Origin of the sequence: Austwickia chelonae NBRC 105200, assembly GCF_000298175.1 — a bacterium.
Lineage (GTDB): Bacteria > Actinomycetota > Actinomycetes > Actinomycetales > Dermatophilaceae > Austwickia > Austwickia chelonae.
Window position 1 is genome coordinate 218360 of sequence record NZ_BAGZ01000016.1, and the last position, 20261, is coordinate 238620.

The window sequence follows — 20261 nt, forward strand, 5'->3', positions numbered from 1 at the left end:
TTGCCCTCTCGACAGATCCAGCAGTTTTACCCCTTTCTGGCGAGTATGTTCGATGAATGGTGACGCGTCGAACATGCTCGGACCAGGGAGCCATTTCGCATCTCGCCCCACCGGCGGCGCCTTCTTATGGCGAAGGAAACTCGCCGCCCCGAGAAAAGTCACCGCTCAACGGCGGCAGGGCCGCCCACACAAAAGTCCGCCCGATTGAAAACACGAGCCGGCCCGCCTCGATCGACAAGTGTCCTCGATGACTACCTACGATGAGACAAGGGCCGAGCCTGATCGGTCGGTATGGCGCAACACCGACTGGCTGCGACTCCTGGTCGGCAACACGGCCACTACCCTCGGATCCACCACCGGAGGGATCGCTTTCCCCCTGCTGGCCTACGCACTCACCGGTTCCGTCGGCGCGGCATCGGTCATTGCGTCGGTCAGCGGTTTCGCCTACATCCTCACCGGATCCATCGCCGGCGTCGCGGTCGACCGCATCGATCGTCGGCGCCTGATGATCGGCGTCGACGCCATCGCGCTCTGCGCCTTCCTCGGCATGGGGATACTGCTGTGGCACGGTGCCGCGCAGTGGTGGTCCCTGCTGGTCATCGTCGCCATCGCCGGTGCCCGTCAAGCGGTCTCCGGTCCTGCTCACATGGCCTCGGTCAGCAACGTACTCCCCCGTGATCAGCTGCCCACCGCCGTTGCGGTCCAGCAAGCGACCTCATCTGCCTCGCAACTGGCCGGTCCTCCGCTCGGTGGTCTCGCCTACGCCCTCGGAGCAGCGGTCCCGTTCTTCATCACCGTCGCGACCTACGCCGCTGACATCCTGATCCTGTTCGGGATCCGCACGCCTCTCAATCCTCCTCATGAAAAGCGAGCTCGATCCGAGGACGCCCGGCAACGCGCACGTCAGTTCCTCGACGAGGTGACAGCAGGCCTTCGTTTCCTGTGGGCCGCGACTTCCCGACGCATCCTCGTCCTGCTGTCGATCACCGTGAACCTGGCTATATCCATCTACTACGTGAGTATCAACCTGCGCCTTGTCTCAGCCGGGGTCCACCCCGGACTCATCGGGGCCTTTGATGCTGCCGCGGCGGCCGGCCTGCTCCTGGGTTCCTTCCTGGCACCCAAACTCGTCAACAAACTGTCCCTCTGGCGACTCATCGTCCTGATGACACTCACCGCCGCACTGACCTGGATCCCAGCAGCATTCGCCGGAACCAATGTCACCCTGCTCTGCACCGCCTCATTCGTGATGATGATCCCTATCCCTGCCACCAACGCCGTGAGCATGTCCTACATCCAAGTCGTCACCCCCGAGGACCTCCAGGGCCGTGTCCTCGCGGCGTCCTATGTCATCTCCGCCGCGGCCCAGCCCGCCGGCCCCCTCCTCACCGGCGCATTCCTGACCACGCTCGGCAGCACCACCACCGTCTTGATACCCGTCGTAGCCGTCCTGGCTCTCAGCCTGGTGGTGATGACCAATCAACATCTGCGCAACCTTGACACTCCTGATACCTGGTAATCAAAGAGTCCGACGAAAAGCGGCCCCCAAGAGAGAAAGGGAAGTTTTCACGGCAGAAAAGCTTGGATATCCACCGTCTGGTCAACACATGATGACCGACACCTCGAGCACGGACTTCCCATGCGGCACCGCCAGCAGCCGCTGGTGAGAAATCTTCAGAATGCTTCAGCAAAAAGGAGCCTTCACCTCCGAAGGACAGCACGATGCTGTCGATGGATTCATCCGACGCGTCAGCTCCTCATGGTGACCCTCGGCGAAGCGCTCCCGGCATGAGCACCGAACCGCTCACCCGCGACCGGAGGTTCGTCTGCTTCTGGCTGTCGCGTACCATCTCGGCGCTCGGTTCCGCCGTGAGCATCGTCGTCCTCCCGATCCTCGTCTACGAACAGACACGCTCGGCTCTGCTCGTCGCCCTCGTGGCGGCGAGCGGCACACTCCCTTACCTCGCGTTCGGGCTCGTCGCCGGTGCGGTCGCCGACCGGGTCGACCGGCGACGACTCATGGTGGGCTGCGACCTCGCCTGCCTTGCCGTCCTCGCCTCGCTCCCGCTCACCGCCACCCTCGACGCACTCGCCGGGCCCCTCGTCGTCCTCGCCGCCATGGCGTCCTCCACCTTCGCGCTCTTCTTCGAGGCCGCGTCCTACGGTCTCGTCGTCGACCTCGTGAGCAAGGAGCGGCTGGCCGCAGCCAACAGCAGCCTCTTCGGCGCCGAGACGACGGCACGCATCTCGGGAACCGCCCTGGCCGGCCTCCTCGCCTCACTCATAGGGGCAAACCTCACGGTGCTCGTCGACGCTGCCACCTTCGGAGCGTCCGCCCTGCTCATCGCCTCGATCCGGGTCGATCGCGCCGCCCGGGGGGGGGAGAGAAACGCGTCCATCTCCTCGCCTCCATACGCGAGGGACTCGACTTCCTCGTCCACAACTCGGTGCTGCGCGTCATGACAGCCGTCGGCACGCTCCTGTCCTTCTCGGGAGGTGTCATCGTGGGCCAGCTCGTCGTCTTCGCCGACCGGGGACTGCAGCTACCGAAGGGCGACGCTCGCATCGGACTGCTTTACACGGCGTGGAGTGCCGGCGGCGTCATCGGCAGCATCATCCTGCACCGAGCCCGACGGACAACGGACGCGGTGTCCGTGCTCGTCATCACCCTGCCCGTGACGACCGGACTCGCGGCCCTCGTCGCCCTCGCCGGGTCCTGGCCTATCGCGATGACGCTCATCCTCCTGTGGGCAGCGGCCTACGCGGTCATCCTCGTCAACACGATGACCTATTCGCAGTCGGTCACCCCACCGGCGATGCAGGGCCGGGTCAACACCATGCGACGGATGATCTCGTCCGGACTCGGCGTCCCACTCGGGTCTTTCGTGGGAGCGCTCGTCACCTCGTCCTCGAACGTTCGCACGGGCATGTCGCTCTCCGCGCTCGCCGTGGGCCTTGCGACCGTGCTCGTCCTCGTGGCCCGCACCCGCGGCCTGTGCCCTCGTCCGCAACGCCCTGACGAGCTGCTGCCCCGTCCTCCAGCAGGGGGATAACACGTTCGATCGATCCCGCTGTCAGCGGGCGCACTATTTCAGGACTGACGAGTTGTCAGCCGTACCGACCGGGGACGTTGATCGAGGGGTCATGTCGCGCGCTCCTGCCGATGAGCGAGTACTGGTGGGCAGACATGTCAGACACATTTCGGGGTGGGTGGTCAACGATGGGCGGCAAACCATTCCTCAGCGAGGAGCGCGTAATCGGCCTCGTCCAGCCAGCCGAGTTCCGCATGCCACAGAGACTTCACGGTGTGGCTCTCCCGCCGCATCCCTGCCCGCTCGAGGACTCGACAGGACGCTGGGTTATCGATGTTCGCCGTGGCCGTGACTCGCCGTAGGCCGAGGACCTCGAAAGCCGCCAGCAGCAGTCCTTCCGCCAGCTGAGTCGCAATGCCGCGCCTGTGCCACCCTGGCCGGACGATGTAGCCGATGACGCCGTCGGTCCCTCTCGGTGCTCCAGGCTGTCCGGGACCGTCGACGATGTCGAGGAAGCCCATCGCCACCACTTGGCCATCGAGCTCGGCAACACATGAGTAGTCGGTCTCGCTGGTCGAGGTCGACAGCCACTCATGGCGCAGCTGCTCCGGTTCGACAAAGGTTCTGACCATGAATCGGTTGACGTCGGGGTCGTTCCGGAAGGACTGCAGGATTTCAATGTCGTCCTCGGTGGCGTATCGCAGGGTCAGCTCATCGACGTGTGCGGGCCAAGGAGTCGTGTGCATCTCCCCAGACTGACGGCTCGTGCCATTCAAGTCAGCGCGTAGCGGGATCGGCATGTCCCATCTCGCCTTCTCTGTTCGCCGTCCAACGGATCCTGGACCAACATCCGGAAGCGCACATCACAGAGGATGACTACGCGGCTCTGCTGGGCATCAACCCCACCTCGGTGTCGCACCGGGTGAATTCCGGGACTCTCATGGCCTGGCGGATCTCGCACAAGGACGTCCGCTACCCAGCCTGGCAGATGAGCGACGGACGCGTCCTCCCCCACCTGCGCGACATCCTGGCTGCGTTGCCCGACCCCAACCATCCCCGGTCGACATCGACGTGACGTGATCACCCGGCATGACGCGTTGTGGCGCGTCCACCGTCTCGGCGAGGCTTTCCTAATCCCATGGAATACCTACCGGGAGTCCGGTCCCGTAGCAGGTATGCGGTGGGATCCGCACCCGCAGCCGGAAGGTGCTCACCCCGGGTACGGCGTGCTATACGCCGCAACCTGTCCCGAGGTGTGCCTTGCGGAGTCGTTCCAAAGCAGCCGGACGATCCACCTGTCTACCTCTCGCCCCTACCTGATCGTCTGGATGCCCACGCGGGGTCTGCGATTGCTGGATCTACTCGGGCCGTGGCCGCTACGGCACGGGGCATCTGCAAGCCTGCACACGCGGCCCAAACGGGTCTGCCGCACCTGGGCTGCAGCAATCCACGACCTGACCGACCCTTTGACGGGCGACCCGCTGGACGGATTCGTTTCCGCGTCCACGATGCACGGCGGCGGGCACGTGGTGGTGCTCTTCGACCACGCCGCCGACTCGATGCCGAGATTCCCGGGCTTCTCGATGCCGCTGAGTGACCCCTTCGCGGCCGGCCTGGTCCAGGAATTCGCCACCTCAGTGGATTGGCCGGTAGTGCATTAGCGCCCCAGCCGCATGAGACCACTCGTGTAACACCGGGCTCACTATCGATCTGACCTGGAAGTGCACGGAACGACCACGTGTCCGCGACGAGACGGAACGAGACAGCGAACCAGGGCGAACGAGGGATAAGGGGACAGCCCCTGAGCGAAAGAAATGAGACTGGCCCCATGGTCCGGAGTCGGTACATCGAGATTACGGAGGTCCTGCCCCGCTGACTGGTCACCGAGGCAGAACCGGTTACATGATCGGTCAGTGATGGCTGGCCGTCATCTGGATCCGGGTGCCGTCGCTGATCAGCTGGGCGTACTCGTTCAGCTCACGCTCGGAGATGATGCCGCCGAGGCGCTTCCACTCGCGGCGCAGGGCCGCCTTGACCTCAGCAACAGGTCGACCCTGATACTGGCGCCCCAGACGGTCGAACATCGACTGGTAGTCGTCGGCGATCTCCTGAACTGCGCCACTGACCAACTTCTTCAGCTCGCGCTCCCAGTCGCCGCTCATCATGATGTCGACGTCCATGTCACACCGCCTGTGTGATGGTGGTGTCGGGGTGGCGCTCCCCGGTGGCCTTCGTGACGGAGCATCCGGTGCGGGCGCTTCGGTAAGATCAGAGAGCCAGTGCATGGTCTCCCGGATCTTGATCTCGGGCTGGAGGGGCGGGCCGTTGGAGCGGACCGCCCCTCACTCGTCCTAGAGTACCGCACATCTCCATATCTCGTATGTGCGCATTCAGTGCACCACTGAAGTCCACTATGAGATAAGGTTGTCCGAGTCAGCACGAGGGAGGCGCGGTGCGACTGATCTTCGAGGACGACGATCTGTGCCGCCTTGCCTACGAAGCGAGCTACCGCACGAGGAGGTGGCCCGCTGAGGTGACGCGCAGCTATCGCCGGCGCATCCAACAGATTGAGGCAGCAGTCGATGAGCGCGACCTGCGCAATCTCAAAGCACTCAGGCTGGAGCAGTTGAAGGGCAACCGGCGGGGAACCTCCTCCATCCGCATCAACGACAAATACCGGCTCATCGTCAGATTCGAATCCGACGAGGCTGGCCGGGTGACCGTCGTCATCGACGGACTGGACTATCACTGAGAAAGGAGCGGCGTCGTGAGCACTGACCTCGCAATGGCGTTCCCTCCGGGCGAGTTCCTGGCTGAGGAACTCGAAGCGCGGGGATGGACGCAGGCGGACTTCGCCGAGATCATCGGACGGCCAGCGCAGCTTGTTTCCGGCATCGTGTCTGGGAAAAAGGAGATCACTCGGGATACAGCGCTGGATTTCGCGGCGGCTTTCAATACGTCGGCGGAATACTGGCTCAACCTGCAGAATCTCTTTGAGCTGAAGCTCAAGCAGAGCGATCCTGCCGCGGCAAGCCGTGCGGAGGACGTCAAGACACGCGCCCGTATGAACGAGTTGGCTCCGGTGGCTGTCCTGCGCAGGCGTGGGGTACTGCCAGAAGGCACGTTGAAGGAGCAGGTTTCGGCCCTTTGCGACCTATTGGAGATCCGGTCGCTCACTGACGAGCCGACGTGGGCGGCCGCAGCTAAGCGGCAGAACCACGGTAGCCCCGTCACCCCTACACAGCAGGCGTGGGTCGCGATCACGCGCGGACGGGCGCGGACGATGACCGTGGAGGGATACGACCATGACGGTCTCATCTCCCGAGCGGAAGGTCTGAGTCGGCGGGTCCTCGCCGGGAGTGACTTCGTGGGACTCCCGTCGCTATTCGCTGAGGTAGGTGTGCGCTTGGTCTACGAAGAGGCGCTCCCCGGAAGTCGCATCGACGGCGCGGCCTTCCTGCTCAATGGCGACCCGAATCAGCCGGTGATCGCCTTGTCCGGCCGCGGCAAGCGCTTCGACAAGGTGCTGTTCACGCTGCTCCACGAGGTCGCCCATGTCGTCAACGGCGACCTCGACGGTCCCGTCCCACTCATCGACGAAGATGGCGGCTCTCACAGTGATCGGGAGGAAGCAGCAAACAAGAAAGCACGCGGTTGGTGCCTCCCCGAGGAAATCTCCCCGCCAGTTGTCATCCGCAGGCCGTGGGTCAAGGCCGAGGCTACGCGACTCGGCGTCCACCCGTTGCTGCTTGTCGGGCGGTTGCAGAAGGAAGGCAAGCTCGACTGGCGAACGGAGCTAGTACGTGGCGCAGAGAACGTGGACAGTCAGTTGGCTCGGTGGAATCTGCACGCTGGAGGCGACCAATAGCAATGTGTCCCTGCTGTCAGCGGCCCATCGCTTCCACGAAGGCTCGGGCGAGGACGTTCAGGCCAAGGTAGAGGGCATCGATGATCCGGTCGAACTGGACGCGCACCGCTCCGCCGCCCCCGGGCACAGACAAGTCACCCCGTCGTCAACAGGTACCGCCCGAAGTGCGGCACCGTGAACGCGATGCGCCCCCGCTCTCCCGAATAGATCAGGCCCTTCTTCATCAAGCCGTCCCGGGCCGGGGAGAGCGACTGCGGTTTACGCCCCAGATGGTCGGCGACCCGCGAGGTGGGCACCGATGCCGAGTCGTCGAGCTCCTCACCATCGGCCCGCATCGACTCCGCGATATCGGCCATCGCCCGCAGATATTCACGCTCACCCGGGGTGGCCCGTTCGTAACGCGACCCGAAGAAACCCACCGCGAGCTCCTCCTCCGCCTCCGGCGCCGCCACCGCCACATCGGCCGCAGTCACCGGGCTCTGCGGCGCCGCATCCCAGGCGACCTTCCCGTAGGCCTGAATGAAGTAGGGATACCCGCCGGTGGCGGCATACATCGCGTCCAGCGCGTCCGGGCCGAACTCGGCACCCTCGTCCCGGGCCGGCACCTGCAGGGCCGCTTCGGCAGACCCCCGGTCGAGCCGGTCGATCCGGGAATAACGGAACAGCCGTTCGGAATACGACTTCGACGCGGAGAGCACCGCCGGCAGATGAGGCAACCCGGCCCCGACCACGATCACCGGCAGCGAATTCTGCGATATCTCATGGAAGGCCGCACACAGCGCCGAGACGTCGTCAGCACGCAGATCCTGCATCTCGTCGATGAACAGGGCCACCCCCTTGCCGACGTCCTGCGCGAGCCCGCCGACATCGGTGAGCAACTCGACCAGGTCGATCTCGATATCCCCGGAATCGGCCCGGCCCGTCACCGCAGGAACCTCGATGCCCGGCTGCCACCGCTCCCGCAATTTCGCGGTGGGCGCGGCATCCCGCAGGGCGAAAGCCTTCAACACGCCCAGGACGTGGTCGACCTCGTCCCCACTGGGATGGCCGAGTTCCCGCACGGCGACATGCAAGGCCGCGCTCACCGGGCGGCGCAGGGTCTGATCCGGGCGGGCCTCGAACTTCCCGGTCCCCCACCCGGCGCGCACCGCCGAACCACGCAGGGCGTTCAGCAGGACGGTCTTGCCCACGCCGCGCAGCCCGGTCAGGACGACGGAACGCTCCGGCCGCCCCTTGGCGACCCGCTCCAGGACGACGTCGAAGGTCCGGAGTTGTTCGTCACGCCCGGCCAGTTCGGGCGGCCGCTGGCCCGCGCCGGGAGCATAAGGATTACGGATCGGATCCACGATCGGACACTATTCACATCTCTAGCTTTTCCGGCAGAGGCGCGCAGAAGACCCGATCGTCGCGGTCAACGCACCTCAGGCGCCCCCGGACCGGTGTGCGCCAGCGGACGGTTGCTCCGAGCCCACTCCCTCATACCGCCGATGAGATTCACCGCGTCACGACCGACCGTGATCAGGAAAGCCACCGCCCGGGAAGCCCGGTCCCCGTCGAGGCAGCAGACCACGATCCGTGTCCCGGCGGGCAGCTCCGCCAACCGGCTCTCGAGTTCACCGAGCGGGACACAGACCGACCGGGGCGCGTGACCGAGCTCCCATTCGTGGATTTCCCGCACGTCGATCAGGCAGACGTCGTCCGCGAGTTCGGCGTGGCCCACAGTAGGCACTCCGGTCTGCGGCTGCGCCGGGATCTTCGTCATGGACGACATGATGCCCCTTCGCCCGCCGCAAAACAGCCCGCGAAAGTACCTCAGGTGCAGGTAGATCGGTGAACGGCCCCGCTTCAGGGACCGATAAGCGCCTCAGCCTTTCGGCGCATGCCGGACCAGGACCCGCTGCAATTTCACCAACAACCCGTACCCGTCCCCGGCGCGCACCACCGGGACCTCACCGTGCACCACCCGCGGACCCAATTCCTCGTTGGACACCGGCAGACCGTGACTGAGCACCTGCTCCGCCGGAGTCAGCTCCCGGATCGCGATCGCCCGCACCACATCCGGCCGGTCGTGCGCGAACGAACCGTAGATCATCGGGTCGTGCTGGCCGTCGTCGCCCACCAGGATCCACTGGATGTCGGGGAACTCCCGGGCCAGGCGGTGCAGGTTCTCCCGCTTGTGCTCCTGCCCCGAACGGAACCACCCCGTATTCGTCGGCCCCCAGTCGGTGAGCAGCAGCGGCCCCAACGGGTAGCCGTGCCTCTTCAGGAACCGGGTCAACGTGGGCGCCGTATTCCACGCCCCGGTCGACAGGTAGAAGATCGGCGACCCCGGGTGCTCCGCCAACAGGTCCCGGTACATCGGCGCCATCCCCGGCACGATGTGTCGGGCCTGCTCGTGCCGGACGAAGGTATTCCACGCGGCGATGAACATGCGCGGCAGCATCGTGATCATCACCGTGTCGTCGATATCGCTGACCAGCCCGTAACGGACGTCGTCACCGACGATCATGACCGGCACCTTCTGCGACTTGCCGTCCTCAGGGGTGACGGCCACCTCGTGCCAACCGGCGTCCAGGCCGTGATCGACCACGGTGACGTCGACATAACCGCTCCGGTCGGTCTGCGTGTACACGGTGCGGCCCCCCACGTCGACCCGCACCCCGATCCCGGTGGCCTGCGCGGTGACGAAAGCACGCCACCCCCGCAACTCGCGTGGAGGTTTCAACATGGTCTGCCCGTGCTCGTCAGCCCTGGTCTCCGTGCTGTCCAGGGCGTGCCGGGAGAGCACCACCCGGGACAGGACCCGCAGGAAGCTGCGCGAACCGTAGCCGGCATGGGCGATGACTCGCGGTTTCCACCCGCAGACCTGCAGAACTCCGTTGACCTGGCTGTGCCAGGCGTCCTCGACGACCGCGGCGATATGGGGGCGAGCCATATGCGCAAACCTAGCAGGGCTTCCTGGGACGAGAGCGCCTCGGCAGCAGGGACGCCGACCTGACCTCATCCGGATGTGAATCAGAGCCCACCGGTTCCCCGCTCAACTTGACGTATGTCCTGCCGATTCACCAGCTGGCCGGGAACACCGCAACCAGCACCGGCCTCGCTCTCCGGGAAGGAACCGACGTGGAACAGGGCAGGATGCCCGCGAGGACGACTCGTCCAGACGAGCGAGACCAGCAAGGAACGGCGTCATGACTCCTTCGACGCGAGTGCACCGTCCGCACACCCGCCGTCCCCGGCCCACGCACTGCACCATCACCCACCGGCACGGACGCCACGCCTCAGACGCCACTCCCCGGGAGTACACGCCGGCCGATCCGCGGGACCGTCGGCCGCACCGTCCGGCGCTGAGCCGTTCGCACACGGCTCCGACCCGCCCGGTCGGGACGACCTGTCGACACACTGCCGGTCTGGAGGATGTGTGGTCGGCCCGCCATGCGGGTACTGTCACCGCCGACCGGGAGGTGCAGAACATGAACAACGAGAAGAAGATCGTGGGCGCGACTGCGGCCAAGGCGCAGAGCGCGCCGGCTCCGGACGCTCCCGGGAAAGTCGATTCACCGCAGAAGCTGACGAAGCCGTCCTGGATGTTCGCGTGGAAGAAAGCGGTGCAGGAATTCAGCCAGGACGAGTGCACGGATCAGGCTGCGGCGCTCACCTACTATTCGGTGCTGGCGCTCTTCCCCGGGTTGTTGACCCTGGTGGCTCTCGTGGGTGTGCTTGGTGATGGGCAGCGGACCGTCAACTCGGCCCTGGAGACGGCGTCCCGGTTCGCTCCGAAGGAGGCTCTGGACCTGATCCGGCCGGTGATCGAGCAGATGGTCACCGCGCAGGCGGCAGGGTTCGCCCTGGCGGTCGGCCTGTTGGGTGCGTTGTGGTCCGCCTCGGGGTATGTGGGTGCTTTCAGCCGGGCGATGAACCGGGTCTACGGGGTCACCGAGGGTCGCCCCTGGTGGAAGTTGATCCCGACCCAGTTGGTGTTGACCTTCGTGATGTTGCTGCTGGTGTCCTTGGTGATGGTGGCGATGGTCGTCTCCGGGCCGGTGGCGCGCACCTTGGGTGATCTGATCGGTGTGGGCGACAGCGCGGTGACGGCGTGGGAGCTGGCGAAACTGCCGGTCGTCCTGTTGATCGTCATGGTGTTGGTGGCCATGCTCTACTACTTCACCCCGAACGTTCAGCAGCCTCGGTTCCGGTGGATCTCGGTGGGTGCCGCGGTGGCCCTGGCGTCGTGGGTGGTCGTCTCCCTGGGTTTCGGTTTCTACGTGGCGAACTTCGGCAGTTACAACAAGACCTACGGTGCTCTGGCCGGTGTGATCGTCTTCCTGATGTGGCTCTGGTTGACGAATGTGTCCTTGTTGTTCGGTGCGGAGCTGGACGCGGAGCTGGAGCGGGCCCGGCAGTTGCAGTCGGGGATCGTCGCGGAGGAGTGCCTGCAGTTGCCGCCGCGGGATGTGGTCGGCAGCGAGAAGCGTGGGGAGAAGTTGGAGGGAAGCATCGAGGAGGGTCGCCGGTTGCGTCTGGAGTCGGAGGAGGCTCAGGCTCAGGCTCAGGTCGACCCTCATGGTGAAGGAAGCGGCCGTTCTCGGGATTCCCGTCGCGCAGAAGCTAACTGAAGTTCCGCGGCCTGCGGGCCGCCGAACGGTCTCACCGATTTTCCTGCCGGGCCCGGTCATCCACATCGTGGACGACCGGGCCCGGTCGGGTTTCCGCCCGGCCCAGGACAGCCCGTCCTTCCTCTCGTCCTAGCAGGTCACGAGTTCGCCCGGGCGTCCTACGCCCTTGTACTCTCCTGTTGAACGTTCGTCCGGTACCGGGTCGGGAAACCTCGTATCGATGGCACGGCGTTCGCCATATCCGGTAAGGGGAAAAACCCGGATGTGGTTCTGGGGATTCATCGACGGCATGGGGATGCCTTCGGTGAAGGGGGAAGGAACACACGGATGTCTGTTCACCTGTTGCTGTTGACATCGTCCTGCTGCGCTCTGGCCGCGGCGGCTGCGGGAAGCCCGCTCACCGGTGCCTCCGTCGAGGAACATCGCGCCCGTCAGTTGACCTTGTTGGTGGCCAGTGCTCTGGTCGTCGGGAATGCCGTCTGCCTGCTGCCGGAGACACCGGCCTGGTATTCGGCCGCGCTGGTGGCGTTGACCGCAGCCGGTCTCGTGTGGTCGGTGGTTTCCCTTGTCGGGGCTCGTCGTCTCGGTCGCCGTGGGGGTCCGGCCGAGGTGACGTCCCTGTCGGGCGGTGCTCCGGCGCCCGCACTGTCCTCTTCTTCCGGTGCCGCCTCCCATCTGACGGTGGTGCAGTGCACCCCGACGGAACGGATCGAGGCCCGTCGTTCCCTGGATGCGGCTCGTCGCCCCCATCTGGCGATCCTGCCCGGTGGGGCCGGCGACACCTGGTCCTCCGGGGCGTTTTCCCCCTCGCACGGGCCGCAGGACCCGATGGCCTGGGACGAGGGTGTGCGCTGGGAACAGTCTTCTCCCGGGCGGACGGTGCGTCGCGGTCAGGTCGAATCGGCGTACGACGCCGGCCGTCCTGGTCACGGCCGGTCGCGCGGCGTGCGTCTCTGACCGTAGGGACGCCCTCACGAACTACCGGTACCCATGCCGGTGGATGCACTCGACGGACGACGGTCCACCGAGTGGTGCAACACCCCTCTGCGCCAGGGAGGTGCCCCGCCCCGGGGGCACCTCCCTGGTGGGGTTTGCGGGGTCAGGCTTTCGCCGGGGATCCCGCGCCGGGGTTCTCCTCGGCGGTGAAACCTTCGAGCGCTTTCAGTGCTTCGTCGAATTCGCGGTCAATCTCCGGGTCGGGCCGGTAGGTCGCCAGGCTGACCACGACGGCGACGAGCCCGCAGACCAGGAAGCCGGGCAGGATCTCGTAGAGCGCGAAGATGCCTTCTTTCCCGAAGAGGTGCTTGCCCCAGACACCGACGGTGATCGCACCGGAGATCATGCCGCTGAGCGCGCCCCACGTGGTGAGTCTGCGCCAGTACAGGGAGAGCAGCACGATCGGCCCGAAGACGGCACCGAATCCGGCCCAGGCGAAGGCCACCAGTTGGAGGATGGTGGCGTTCTGGTTCCAGGCCATCGCCGCGGCGATCACGGAGACCCCGAGGACGGCGAGCCGCCCCATGAGCACGTGGTGTGCGTCGGCTTTCTCCGCGCCGCCGAAGGCCTTGTAGACGTCCTCGACGAGCGCCGATGCGGTGACCAGGAGTTGGCTGGAGATGGTCGACATGATCGCGGCGAGCACGGCGGCCAGCATGAAACCGGCGATCAGCGGATGGAAGAAGATCTGCCCGAGCCGGATGTACACGGTCTCGGGGTCGCTCAGCTGGCCGCCGCGGCGTTGGAAGTAGGCTGCGCCGACCAGGGCTGTGGAGATGGCACCCAGGGCGGCGAAGAGCATCCAGCCGATGCCGATCCGACGTCCGGCTTTCGCCTCGGCGACCGACCGCAGGGCCATGAATCGGACGATGATGTGCGGTTGGCCGAAATAGCCCAGTCCCCAGGCGAGCGCGGAGACGATGCCGATGACGGCCACGGTCGTCATCTCTGCGGGGAGTACGGCGAAGCGGTTGATGCCGGCTTGGGCGTCGGACACGGCCACGGCGTCGGTGAACTCTCCCCAGCCGCCGAGGGCGATGATCCCGCTGACCGGGACGAGGACGAGTGCGAGCACCATCATGATGCCTTGCACGAAGTCGGTGTAGGAGACCGCGAGGAAGCCTCCGAAGAGGGTGTAGGTGACGGTGACGGCGGCGACGAGGAGCATCCCCCAGCGGTATTCCATGCCGAAGCTGGATTGGAAGAAGACGCCGCCGGCGACCATTCCGGAGCTGACGTAGAAGGTGAAGAAGACCAGGATGATGACGCCGGAGACGACGCGCATCAGTTTGCTGCTGTCGTGGAGGCGGTTGCCCAGGAAGCTGGGGACGGTGATGGAGTTGTCCGCGACCTGGGTGTACGACCTCAGGCGTGGCGCGACGTATTTCCAGTTGAGCCAGGCGCCGACGGTGAGGCCGACGGCGATCCATCCTTCGACGAGTCCGGCTTTGTAGATCGCGCCGGGGAGGCCCATCAGCAGCCAGCCGGACATGTCGGCGGCGCCGGCGGAGAGTGCGGCGACGGCGGGGGAGAGATCCCGGCTGCCCAGCATGTAGTCGTCGAGGTTGTGGGTTCGGTGATAGCTCCACCAACCGATGAGGAGCATTCCTCCGAGGTAGATCACCATCGCGAGACCCTGCCAGAACGATTCGTTCATTGTTCTTCCTTGCTCAGGCGGGTGTGGTTCCTGGAGGTTATCCGCAGATGGGGGCTTCGGCACGATCTGTGCGGAGGGTGATCTGGCGGCTGTCCCACCGAGAGTCCCGTTCAGGCCCTCTTCCACGGCGCACGAGAGAGAAGGTATTTTAAGGACCATAGTCCTTGAAATTGATGGGAGTCCTTGTGCCGCCGCTGCTCTCGAAAGAGTCCGAAGCGATCGTCAAGGCGACAGCCGCCGTGGTCGCCGAAAATGCCGTCGCCATCACCTCGAACTTCTACCCGCGGATGTTCGCCGCCCACCCCGAACTCCTCAACGTCTTCAACAAGGCCGACCAGGCCCTGGGTGAACAGGCCCAGGCCCTCGCCGCGTCCGTCGTCGCCTACGCCGTGCAGCTCATCGACCCCGACGCCCCCTCGTTCCGGCCCGTCCTGGAACGCATCGCCCACAAACACGTCTCGCTGGGCATCACCGCACCCCAGTACACGATCGTCGGACACCACCTGATGGCCGCGATCAAGGACGTCCTCGGCGACGCCGTCACCCCCGAGGTCGCCGCGGCCTGGGACGAGGTCTACTGGCTGTTCGCCCTGCAACTCGCCGCAGAAGAAGCCCGGATCTACGCCCTCAACGGCGTCGACCCCGAACAGCCCTGGCGCGACTACCGGGTCACCGACCGGCACGACGAGGTCCCCGGAGAGATCCTCACCCTCACCCTCGCACCGGTCGACGGCGGCGACATCCCCCGCCACCTGCCCGGCCAGTACGTCACCGTCAACGCCCGGCTCGACGACGGCACCACCCAGCCCCGGCAGTACACCCTCTCCAGCGGACCCCGCCCGGACCGGATGCAGATCACCGTGCGTCGGGTCCACGCCCAGGGTGACAGCCCGGCCGGTCTGGTCAGCACGATGCTGCACGACGACTGCCCGGTCGGCACCGTCCTGCAGGTCTCCGTCCCCTGCGGCGACGTGGTCCTCCAGGACAGCAACACTCCCCTGCTGCTGATCAGCGCAGGCGTGGGCATCACCCCGATGGCCGCCATCATCGACAGCCTCGCCGACCACGGCTCGACACGACCCGTCGTCCTCGCCCACGCCGACCGCACGGCCGGCACCCACCCGATGTACGACACCGTGCGCGCCACCGCCGACCGTCTCGCCCAGGTCAGCACCCACCTCTGGTACGAGGAACTCGACGAGGCCGCCGCCGGGCGCGGAGCCGTCCACGGCCTGATGGACCTGTCCACCGTCGACCTGCCCGAGGATCTCGACGTCTTCATGTGCGGACCGCTGCCCTTCATGCGCGCCGCCCGGCGCACCCTCCTCGACCGCGGTGTCCCCGCCGACCGTATCCGCTACGAGGTCTTCGGCCCCGACCTGTGGGCGCAGAATCCCGAAGCGGCCTGATCTCCTCACCCGGCCGGGCCCCTGAGAACGACAGGGACCCGGCCGGGATCCCGTTCCGAAGGGGGAGAGCCTCGACGGCAGCGACGATCCGCCACCTATCGTGAGTGGACGCGTGCCAGGGAGGTTCCTGTGTCGTACACCCACGACCAACAGTTCATCGAGACCGGACAACCGTCTCGATGAACTGGAAACCGACCTCCTGGCAATCCAATTCACCACCCTACCGGCGTAACTCGTCAGATTGCGGTAACGGTACGGTGTTGCGGGTGGGACAGGGAAGCATCCCCTCGCGCAGGGAGGACACCGTCGAGACGCCACCGGAAGCCCACCCGCCGACGCCGCGGGCCGCCCCCGTGTCGCCCCCGATCCCCCGGCGGAGCCCCACCCCCGCCCGGGAGGAGGACCAACGCTGGGCCGTTCCCGCCCATCTCCTGGACGAGGAACCCACCCCGCAGGACGAACCGCCGCCCCCACCAGAACCGCCCCACCAGGTCAGGACGGCCGAACCCGCCCCGTCGCTCTTCTTCCCCTCACCCCCGCCGTACCCACCGGTCGAACCCCGCGTCGCCTCGGAGACACAGGACGTGCACCGCGGAGACCTCACCACCGGTGACGAACTCGCCACCCCGGAATCCCCGGTCGTTCCGGAGCCCCCGGCCACCCCGGAAACACGCTTCCCTCCGGAGCCCCCCGTGATCCCGGCCACCGACCAACCGACGACCCCGTACCTCGACCTCACCCCCCTCAACCGCGCCCCGGCCCCGCTCGACGACCTCCCCCCGGCCGAACCGACCCTCTTCCTGGTCAAGGAGGACATCACCGAACCCCGACTACGCCGCCACCGGAACACCCGAAGGCGGCGGGTCAGCGCACCCCTGCAGCCCTGGGCCGATGCCACCCCGGACGATCTCGCCCTGGCGAACCGCGCCGTGCAACGTCCGATGTCGACCGGGCGACGGATCGCCGTGGTCTCCGCCGCCGGGGGATGCGGCGCGACCAGTATCTCGGTGGCCCTGGGCGCCATCATGAGTGAGCTGCGCGCCGACCGGATCGCCCTGGTCGGCGCCTCCCCCGACCGGGGGAGCATGAGCCGCCGACTGGGCGAAGCACACGCGGTCCACCTCGAGGAACTCCTCTCCCAGGAGGACTCGGTACAGCTGGGTCAGGCCGGAGTGGACCTTTTGGGAGTGGCCGCCAGGTTCGCCGCAGTTCTCCCCCCGGCCGAATCCATGGTTCCCGCCGTCGCCGGAGATCTGGTCGAATCATTGAGCCGGACCCGGGCGGTGACCGTCGTCGACCTGGGCTGCGCCCGCCCGGACAGCGGCGCAGCCATGATCCTGCGCGACGTCCACGCAGCTGCCGTCGTCACCGCGCCATCTCTCGACGGAGTGGAATCCTGCCGGGCCACCCTCGACCGCCTGCGCCGCGGTGGCGTCTCGACCCTGCGCATCCGAGCCGTGGTCGTGGAGACCGGGCGACGCACCGGCATGAGTGCCGAGACCGCCGCCCAGCAGCTCTCCGACACCGGTGTCCCGGTACTGACCTCGCCGGAGGATCCTCACCTGGCCACCGGGGGGCCCATCGACATCGGCATGTTGAGCGAATCCACCCAGATGGCCTTGACCGTGCTCGCGGCCTCCCTGCTCGACGCCTCCGACGGCCGTTTCGAATCCTTCGTCAGCGAGGGCTGAACGGCCGGCGACTCCACACGCCACCGGCCGCGCCACAGGTCACGACAGCGCAGAACCGGCCTGGACCCGCAAGGACCACATCGCCTCGTCGGTCAACTCCGACACCCGCCGACGCAAGGCCCCCGGAGCATCCGGATGCTCCGCCAACCAGGTCGCCCCCGCTACCGGAAGCCGGTGCTCCTCAGGAGGGACGCCCACCTGCAGATCACCGGTGTCCGGGAAGAGACCGATCACCGCCCGGTCGGCCAACTCCATGCTCCGACTCGCCCACAGCTCGGACAACATCGCGAAATACGGACCCGCATAGTCCTCCCGGAGCCATTCCTGCCCGGGAGTCGAGAACCCTGTCGCGCACGCCGTCAACTCTTCGTTCGTCAACCGGTCATCCTCGACGACAGCCTCCCAGGCCGACCGTTTCGCGTGAGCCGTCGGCATACTCGCCACCGCCAACCGGTGACGCACCGGAGCCGCCGAGGTGACATCCCGCTGCCGCTCGTCCGCAAGTTCCACCTCGCCCGCATGCCCGGTCGCCGCCAACGCCCGCCACCACTGCCAACGCAGCTGCGGGCCGACCGCCAGACCCGGCACCTGGCGGTGCCCGTCCAACAACTCACGGATCTCCACGGCCCGGGCATCACAGCTCAACGACGCCGACGCGAACACCCGCGCCCACGCCAGCTGATGGTCCGGGCCGGACGACCCATCCTGCAACCGCTGCCACGCCGTCTCCACGATCGAAGCCACCGCCGCAGCCCGGGCAGGTCTGGGCACGAACGAATTCGCGGCATCGACCGCCCGTTGCAGAGCCGTCGTCACCAAAGCGACATCCGGTTCGGTCGGCGCCTGGTCCATCACGAAGGACACGAAACGCGCCGCCGGCAGCAGACCGTCCCGGCAGTCGTTCCACAAGGCCGCCCACAGGCAGGCCCTGGTCAACGACGACGAGATCGACGTCAAAGAGGTCAACGCCGTCTCACGGGACCGCTCGTCCAGACGCGCCTTGGCATAGGTCAGGTCGTCATCGTTCACCACGATCAGATCCGGGAGCGGCCTGCCCACCACCTGCGGCACCGAAGTGACTTCCTCGACCAGGTCCAACTCGATGCGGTCGGTACGACACAGCCCGTCGCCCTCGCGGTCGTACACACCGACCACCAGCCGGTGCGGACGCACCACCGGCCCCCCGGACACCAGATCGTGCCCCTCCTGGGTGATCGACAACTCGACGACCCGGCCCTCACCGTCGACCTCCACCCGCGGAGTCAAGGTCGACATGCCCGTGGTCTCCAGCCACATCGTCGACCACGACTTCAGGTCACGTCCGCTGTGCTCCTCCAGGACGGCCAACACATCGGGCAGGGACGTCGACCCGTAGGCGTGCTCGGCGAAATAGGCCCGGATCGCCGCACGGAAGGCCTCCTGGCCGACGTAGGCGATCAGCTGCTTCACCACCGCGGCACCCTTCGCATAGGTGATGCCGTCGAAATTCTGCTCCGCAGCCTCCACGTCGGGGATGTCCGCCACGATCGGATGAGTCGTCGGCAGCTGGTCAGCCCGGTAGGCCCACCCCTTACGTCGGGCGCAGAACGCCGTCCACGCCTCGGTGAACTCGGTGGCCTCCGCATTGGCCGCCGTCCCCATGTAGTCGGCGAAGGACTCCTTCAGCCACAGGTCATCCCACCACTGCGGGGTGACCAGGTCGCCGAACCACATATGGCTCATCTCGTGCAGGATCGTGTTGGCGCGCTGCTCGTGATCGGCCCGGGTCGACCCCGACTGGAAGACGTACGCGCCGTCGGAGAAGGTCACCAGGCCGGGGTTCTCCATCGCGCCCAGGTTGTACTCCGGGACGAAGATCGAGTCGTACTTCCCCCACGGGTACGGGCTGCGGAAGAGCTCGTGGAAATAGTCCAAACCCTGCCGGGTGACCTTCAGGACGTTCTCCGGGTCGAAGCTCTCCGCGAGGCTGCGCCGGCAGAACACCGACAGCGGCACCGTCAACGTCGACTCCTCGCCGGTGGCCTGGTCGCGCACCGTCCCCGTCCACGAGTCCGACCAACGCCGGTACGGGCCCGCCGCCACACACACCAGGTAGGTCGACAGGGGCGGCGTCGGCGCGAACCGACAACGCACCAGGGCCTGCCCGCCGCTCGAGGTCCCTGCGTCCTCCCGGGAGACCTCCGGTTGGTTGCCGAGCACTTCCCATTCGGCCGGAGCGGTGACGGTGACCTCGAAGATCGCCTTCAGGTCCGGTTGTTCACAGTTCGCGAAGACCAGCCTGGCGTCCGAGGGCTCGAACTGGGTGTACAGGTAGGTGTTCCCGTCGGCCGGGTCGACGTACCGGTGCAGTCCCTCGCCGCTGCGGCTGTACCTGGCCTGCCCGCACACGGTGATCGTGTTCAGCGCGGCAGCGACCTGCTCGTCGGCCACGTCCGGGCGACGGTCCACCGGGATCGTCGCGGACGGGTCGGCGCAGGTGCGTAGACCCGTCACCCTGATGCGGGCTCCGTCGTACTCGACCTGGCGGGCCTCCCCGTTGACCAGAACCTCGTCCACCGACGCCCCGACGAAATCCAGGAAGGTCTCCGGTTCCCGACTGGCCAACACGATCGTGCTGCGCGTCGGGAAGGTCGCCCGGTGGTGGTCGGCGCTCTCCGAGAGGTCGATCTCCACCTGGTAGCTGGAGATGTTCACCCGGGCGCTGCGGTGCCGCGTATCCGTACGGCTCAGGTTCGTCGTCACGTGCGCCACGCTATCCGCCGGACGCCGGAGAAGAGCGGTGATAACACGCAATTCGTGGCGGAACGCCGGTCAGATCACATTCCCACCCGGAAGCGGCCCACGATGGCCTGCAGTTCGTCGGCCTCGCCCCGGATGGACTCCGCCGAATGGCTCGTCTCCACGCTGAGGCTCTCCGAGGTGCGGGCCACCCCGGTGATCGTCTCCAGTCGGGTCACGGCCGCCGAGCTGGCCCGGGCGATGCCGTCGACGC

Annotated in this window: 18 protein-coding genes; 11 read left to right on the forward strand and 7 right to left on the reverse strand. The window is 66.7% G+C overall.

Annotation, left to right across the window (positions count from 1 at the left end; translation table 11 throughout):
* Window positions 1-247: 247 nt before the first annotated feature.
* From AUCHE_RS11750 to AUCHE_RS17795, 3 genes are all read left to right on the forward strand, one after another.
* Window positions 248-1519 carry an MFS transporter gene (locus tag AUCHE_RS11750; RefSeq protein WP_006503529.1) on the forward strand — a complete coding sequence of 424 codons (1272 nt, stop codon included), beginning with the start codon at window positions 248-250 and terminating at the stop codon, window positions 1517-1519.
* 269 nt (window positions 1520-1788) lie between these two features.
* Window positions 1789-2463 (forward strand): MFS transporter, encoded by a 675-nt coding sequence (locus AUCHE_RS17790; RefSeq protein WP_006503530.1) that lies wholly within the window; start codon window positions 1789-1791, stop codon window positions 2461-2463.
* Entirely contained in the window at window positions 2460-3053 is a 594-nt protein-coding gene (locus AUCHE_RS17795) for an MFS transporter (RefSeq protein WP_006503531.1), read from the forward strand. The genes AUCHE_RS17790 and AUCHE_RS17795 overlap by 4 nt, the downstream gene beginning before the upstream one ends.
* Window positions 3054-3214: 161 nt before the next feature.
* On the opposite strand, the gene AUCHE_RS11765 is transcribed toward AUCHE_RS17795, so the two are convergent.
* Window positions 3215-3832: a GNAT family N-acetyltransferase gene (locus AUCHE_RS11765; RefSeq protein WP_245706862.1), complete on the reverse strand. Its 618-nt coding sequence runs from the start codon at window positions 3830-3832 to the stop codon at window positions 3215-3217.
* Between the two features lie 122 nt (window positions 3833-3954).
* Between AUCHE_RS11765 and AUCHE_RS16740 the strand changes: the two genes are divergently transcribed.
* Complete coding sequence (locus AUCHE_RS16740) at window positions 3955-4107, forward strand: hypothetical protein (protein ID WP_155889065.1); 153 nt, start codon at window positions 3955-3957, stop codon at window positions 4105-4107.
* Between the two features lies 1 nt (window position 4108).
* Complete coding sequence (locus tag AUCHE_RS11770) at window positions 4109-4693, forward strand: RES family NAD+ phosphorylase (protein WP_006503534.1); 585 nt, start codon at window positions 4109-4111, stop codon at window positions 4691-4693.
* Window positions 4694-4942: 249 nt separating this feature from the next.
* On the opposite strand, the gene AUCHE_RS11775 is transcribed toward AUCHE_RS11770, so the two are convergent.
* Window positions 4943-5212: a hypothetical protein gene (locus AUCHE_RS11775; RefSeq protein ID WP_006503535.1), complete on the reverse strand. Its 270-nt coding sequence runs from the start codon at window positions 5210-5212 to the stop codon at window positions 4943-4945.
* 272 nt (window positions 5213-5484) lie between these two features.
* Between AUCHE_RS11775 and AUCHE_RS11780 the strand changes: the two genes are divergently transcribed.
* Both AUCHE_RS11780 and AUCHE_RS11785 read left to right on the forward strand, forming a co-directional pair.
* On the forward strand, window positions 5485-5784 hold the full coding sequence (locus AUCHE_RS11780) for a type II toxin-antitoxin system RelE/ParE family toxin (RefSeq protein ID WP_006503536.1): 300 nt from the start codon (window positions 5485-5487) through the stop codon (window positions 5782-5784).
* 15 nt (window positions 5785-5799) lie between these two features.
* On the forward strand, window positions 5800-6900 hold the full coding sequence (locus AUCHE_RS11785) for a HigA family addiction module antitoxin (protein ID WP_006503537.1): 1101 nt from the start codon (window positions 5800-5802) through the stop codon (window positions 6898-6900).
* Between the two features lie 134 nt (window positions 6901-7034).
* Here the strand turns inward: AUCHE_RS11785 and AUCHE_RS11790 are convergent, their stop codons facing one another.
* The 3 genes from AUCHE_RS11790 to AUCHE_RS11800 form a co-directional block, all read right to left on the reverse strand.
* On the reverse strand, window positions 7035-8246 hold the full coding sequence (locus tag AUCHE_RS11790) for an ATP-binding protein (protein ID WP_006503538.1): 1212 nt from the start codon (window positions 8244-8246) through the stop codon (window positions 7035-7037).
* Window positions 8247-8311: 65 nt separating this feature from the next.
* Window positions 8312-8662, reverse strand: coding sequence for a rhodanese-like domain-containing protein (locus AUCHE_RS11795; protein ID WP_040322361.1), 351 nt, complete (start codon window positions 8660-8662; stop codon window positions 8312-8314).
* A 102-nt stretch (window positions 8663-8764) separates the two neighbouring features.
* Entirely contained in the window at window positions 8765-9835 is a 1071-nt protein-coding gene (locus tag AUCHE_RS11800) for an App1 family protein (protein ID WP_006503540.1), read from the reverse strand.
* 256 nt (window positions 9836-10091) lie between these two features.
* On the opposite strand from AUCHE_RS11800, the gene AUCHE_RS11805 reads away from it, so the two are divergent.
* Both AUCHE_RS11805 and AUCHE_RS11810 read left to right on the forward strand, forming a co-directional pair.
* Complete coding sequence (locus AUCHE_RS11805; protein ID WP_143115161.1) at window positions 10092-11516, forward strand: YihY/virulence factor BrkB family protein; 1425 nt, start codon at window positions 10092-10094, stop codon at window positions 11514-11516.
* 327 nt (window positions 11517-11843) lie between these two features.
* On the forward strand, window positions 11844-12473 hold the full coding sequence (locus AUCHE_RS11810) for a hypothetical protein (protein WP_006503542.1): 630 nt from the start codon (window positions 11844-11846) through the stop codon (window positions 12471-12473).
* A gap of 142 nt (window positions 12474-12615) precedes the next feature.
* On the opposite strand, the gene putP is transcribed toward AUCHE_RS11810, so the two are convergent.
* Window positions 12616-14169, reverse strand: a complete 1554-nt coding sequence (gene putP / locus AUCHE_RS11815) for a sodium/proline symporter PutP (protein WP_006503543.1) — start codon at window positions 14167-14169, stop codon at window positions 12616-12618.
* A gap of 173 nt (window positions 14170-14342) precedes the next feature.
* Here putP and AUCHE_RS11820 point away from each other — a divergent pair, with 173 nt between their 5' ends.
* Entirely contained in the window at window positions 14343-15578 is a 1236-nt protein-coding gene (locus tag AUCHE_RS11820) for a globin domain-containing protein (protein WP_040322289.1), read from the forward strand.
* Window positions 15579-15844: 266 nt separating this feature from the next.
* Window positions 15845-17269, forward strand: coding sequence for a P-loop NTPase family protein (locus AUCHE_RS11825; protein WP_143115162.1), 1425 nt, complete (start codon window positions 15845-15847; stop codon window positions 17267-17269).
* Between the two features lie 39 nt (window positions 17270-17308).
* On the opposite strand, the gene pepN is transcribed toward AUCHE_RS11825, so the two are convergent.
* The gene (pepN, locus tag AUCHE_RS11830; protein WP_143115163.1) at window positions 17309-20011 is read right to left on the reverse strand and encodes an aminopeptidase N; all 2703 of its coding nucleotides are present in this window, start codon (window positions 20009-20011) and stop codon (window positions 17309-17311) included.
* Window positions 20012-20261: the final 250 nt, after the last annotated feature.

What these genes read in the sequence shown, in the direction of transcription:
- AUCHE_RS11795 (WP_040322361.1), bottom strand. Translation starts at nt 8,662, where the DNA reads ATGACGAAGATCCCGGCGCAGCCGCAGACCGGAGTGCCTACTGTGGGC.
- AUCHE_RS17790 (WP_006503530.1), top strand. Translation starts at nt 1,789, where the DNA reads ATGAGCACCGAACCGCTCACCCGCGACCGGAGGTTCGTCTGCTTCTGG.
- AUCHE_RS11805 (WP_143115161.1), top strand. Translation starts at nt 10,092, where the DNA reads ATGACTCCTTCGACGCGAGTGCACCGTCCGCACACCCGCCGTCCCCGG.
- AUCHE_RS17795 (WP_006503531.1), top strand. Translation starts at nt 2,460, where the DNA reads ATGACAGCCGTCGGCACGCTCCTGTCCTTCTCGGGAGGTGTCATCGTG.
- AUCHE_RS11820 (WP_040322289.1), top strand. Translation starts at nt 14,343, where the DNA reads ATGGGAGTCCTTGTGCCGCCGCTGCTCTCGAAAGAGTCCGAAGCGATC.
- AUCHE_RS11765 (WP_245706862.1), bottom strand. Translation starts at nt 3,832, where the DNA reads ATGCCGATCCCGCTACGCGCTGACTTGAATGGCACGAGCCGTCAGTCT.
- AUCHE_RS11750 (WP_006503529.1), top strand. Translation starts at nt 248, where the DNA reads ATGACTACCTACGATGAGACAAGGGCCGAGCCTGATCGGTCGGTATGG.
- AUCHE_RS11775 (WP_006503535.1), bottom strand. Translation starts at nt 5,212, where the DNA reads ATGGACGTCGACATCATGATGAGCGGCGACTGGGAGCGCGAGCTGAAG.
- putP (WP_006503543.1), bottom strand. Translation starts at nt 14,169, where the DNA reads ATGAACGAATCGTTCTGGCAGGGTCTCGCGATGGTGATCTACCTCGGA.
- AUCHE_RS11810 (WP_006503542.1), top strand. Translation starts at nt 11,844, where the DNA reads ATGTCTGTTCACCTGTTGCTGTTGACATCGTCCTGCTGCGCTCTGGCC.
- AUCHE_RS11800 (WP_006503540.1), bottom strand. Translation starts at nt 9,835, where the DNA reads ATGGCTCGCCCCCATATCGCCGCGGTCGTCGAGGACGCCTGGCACAGC.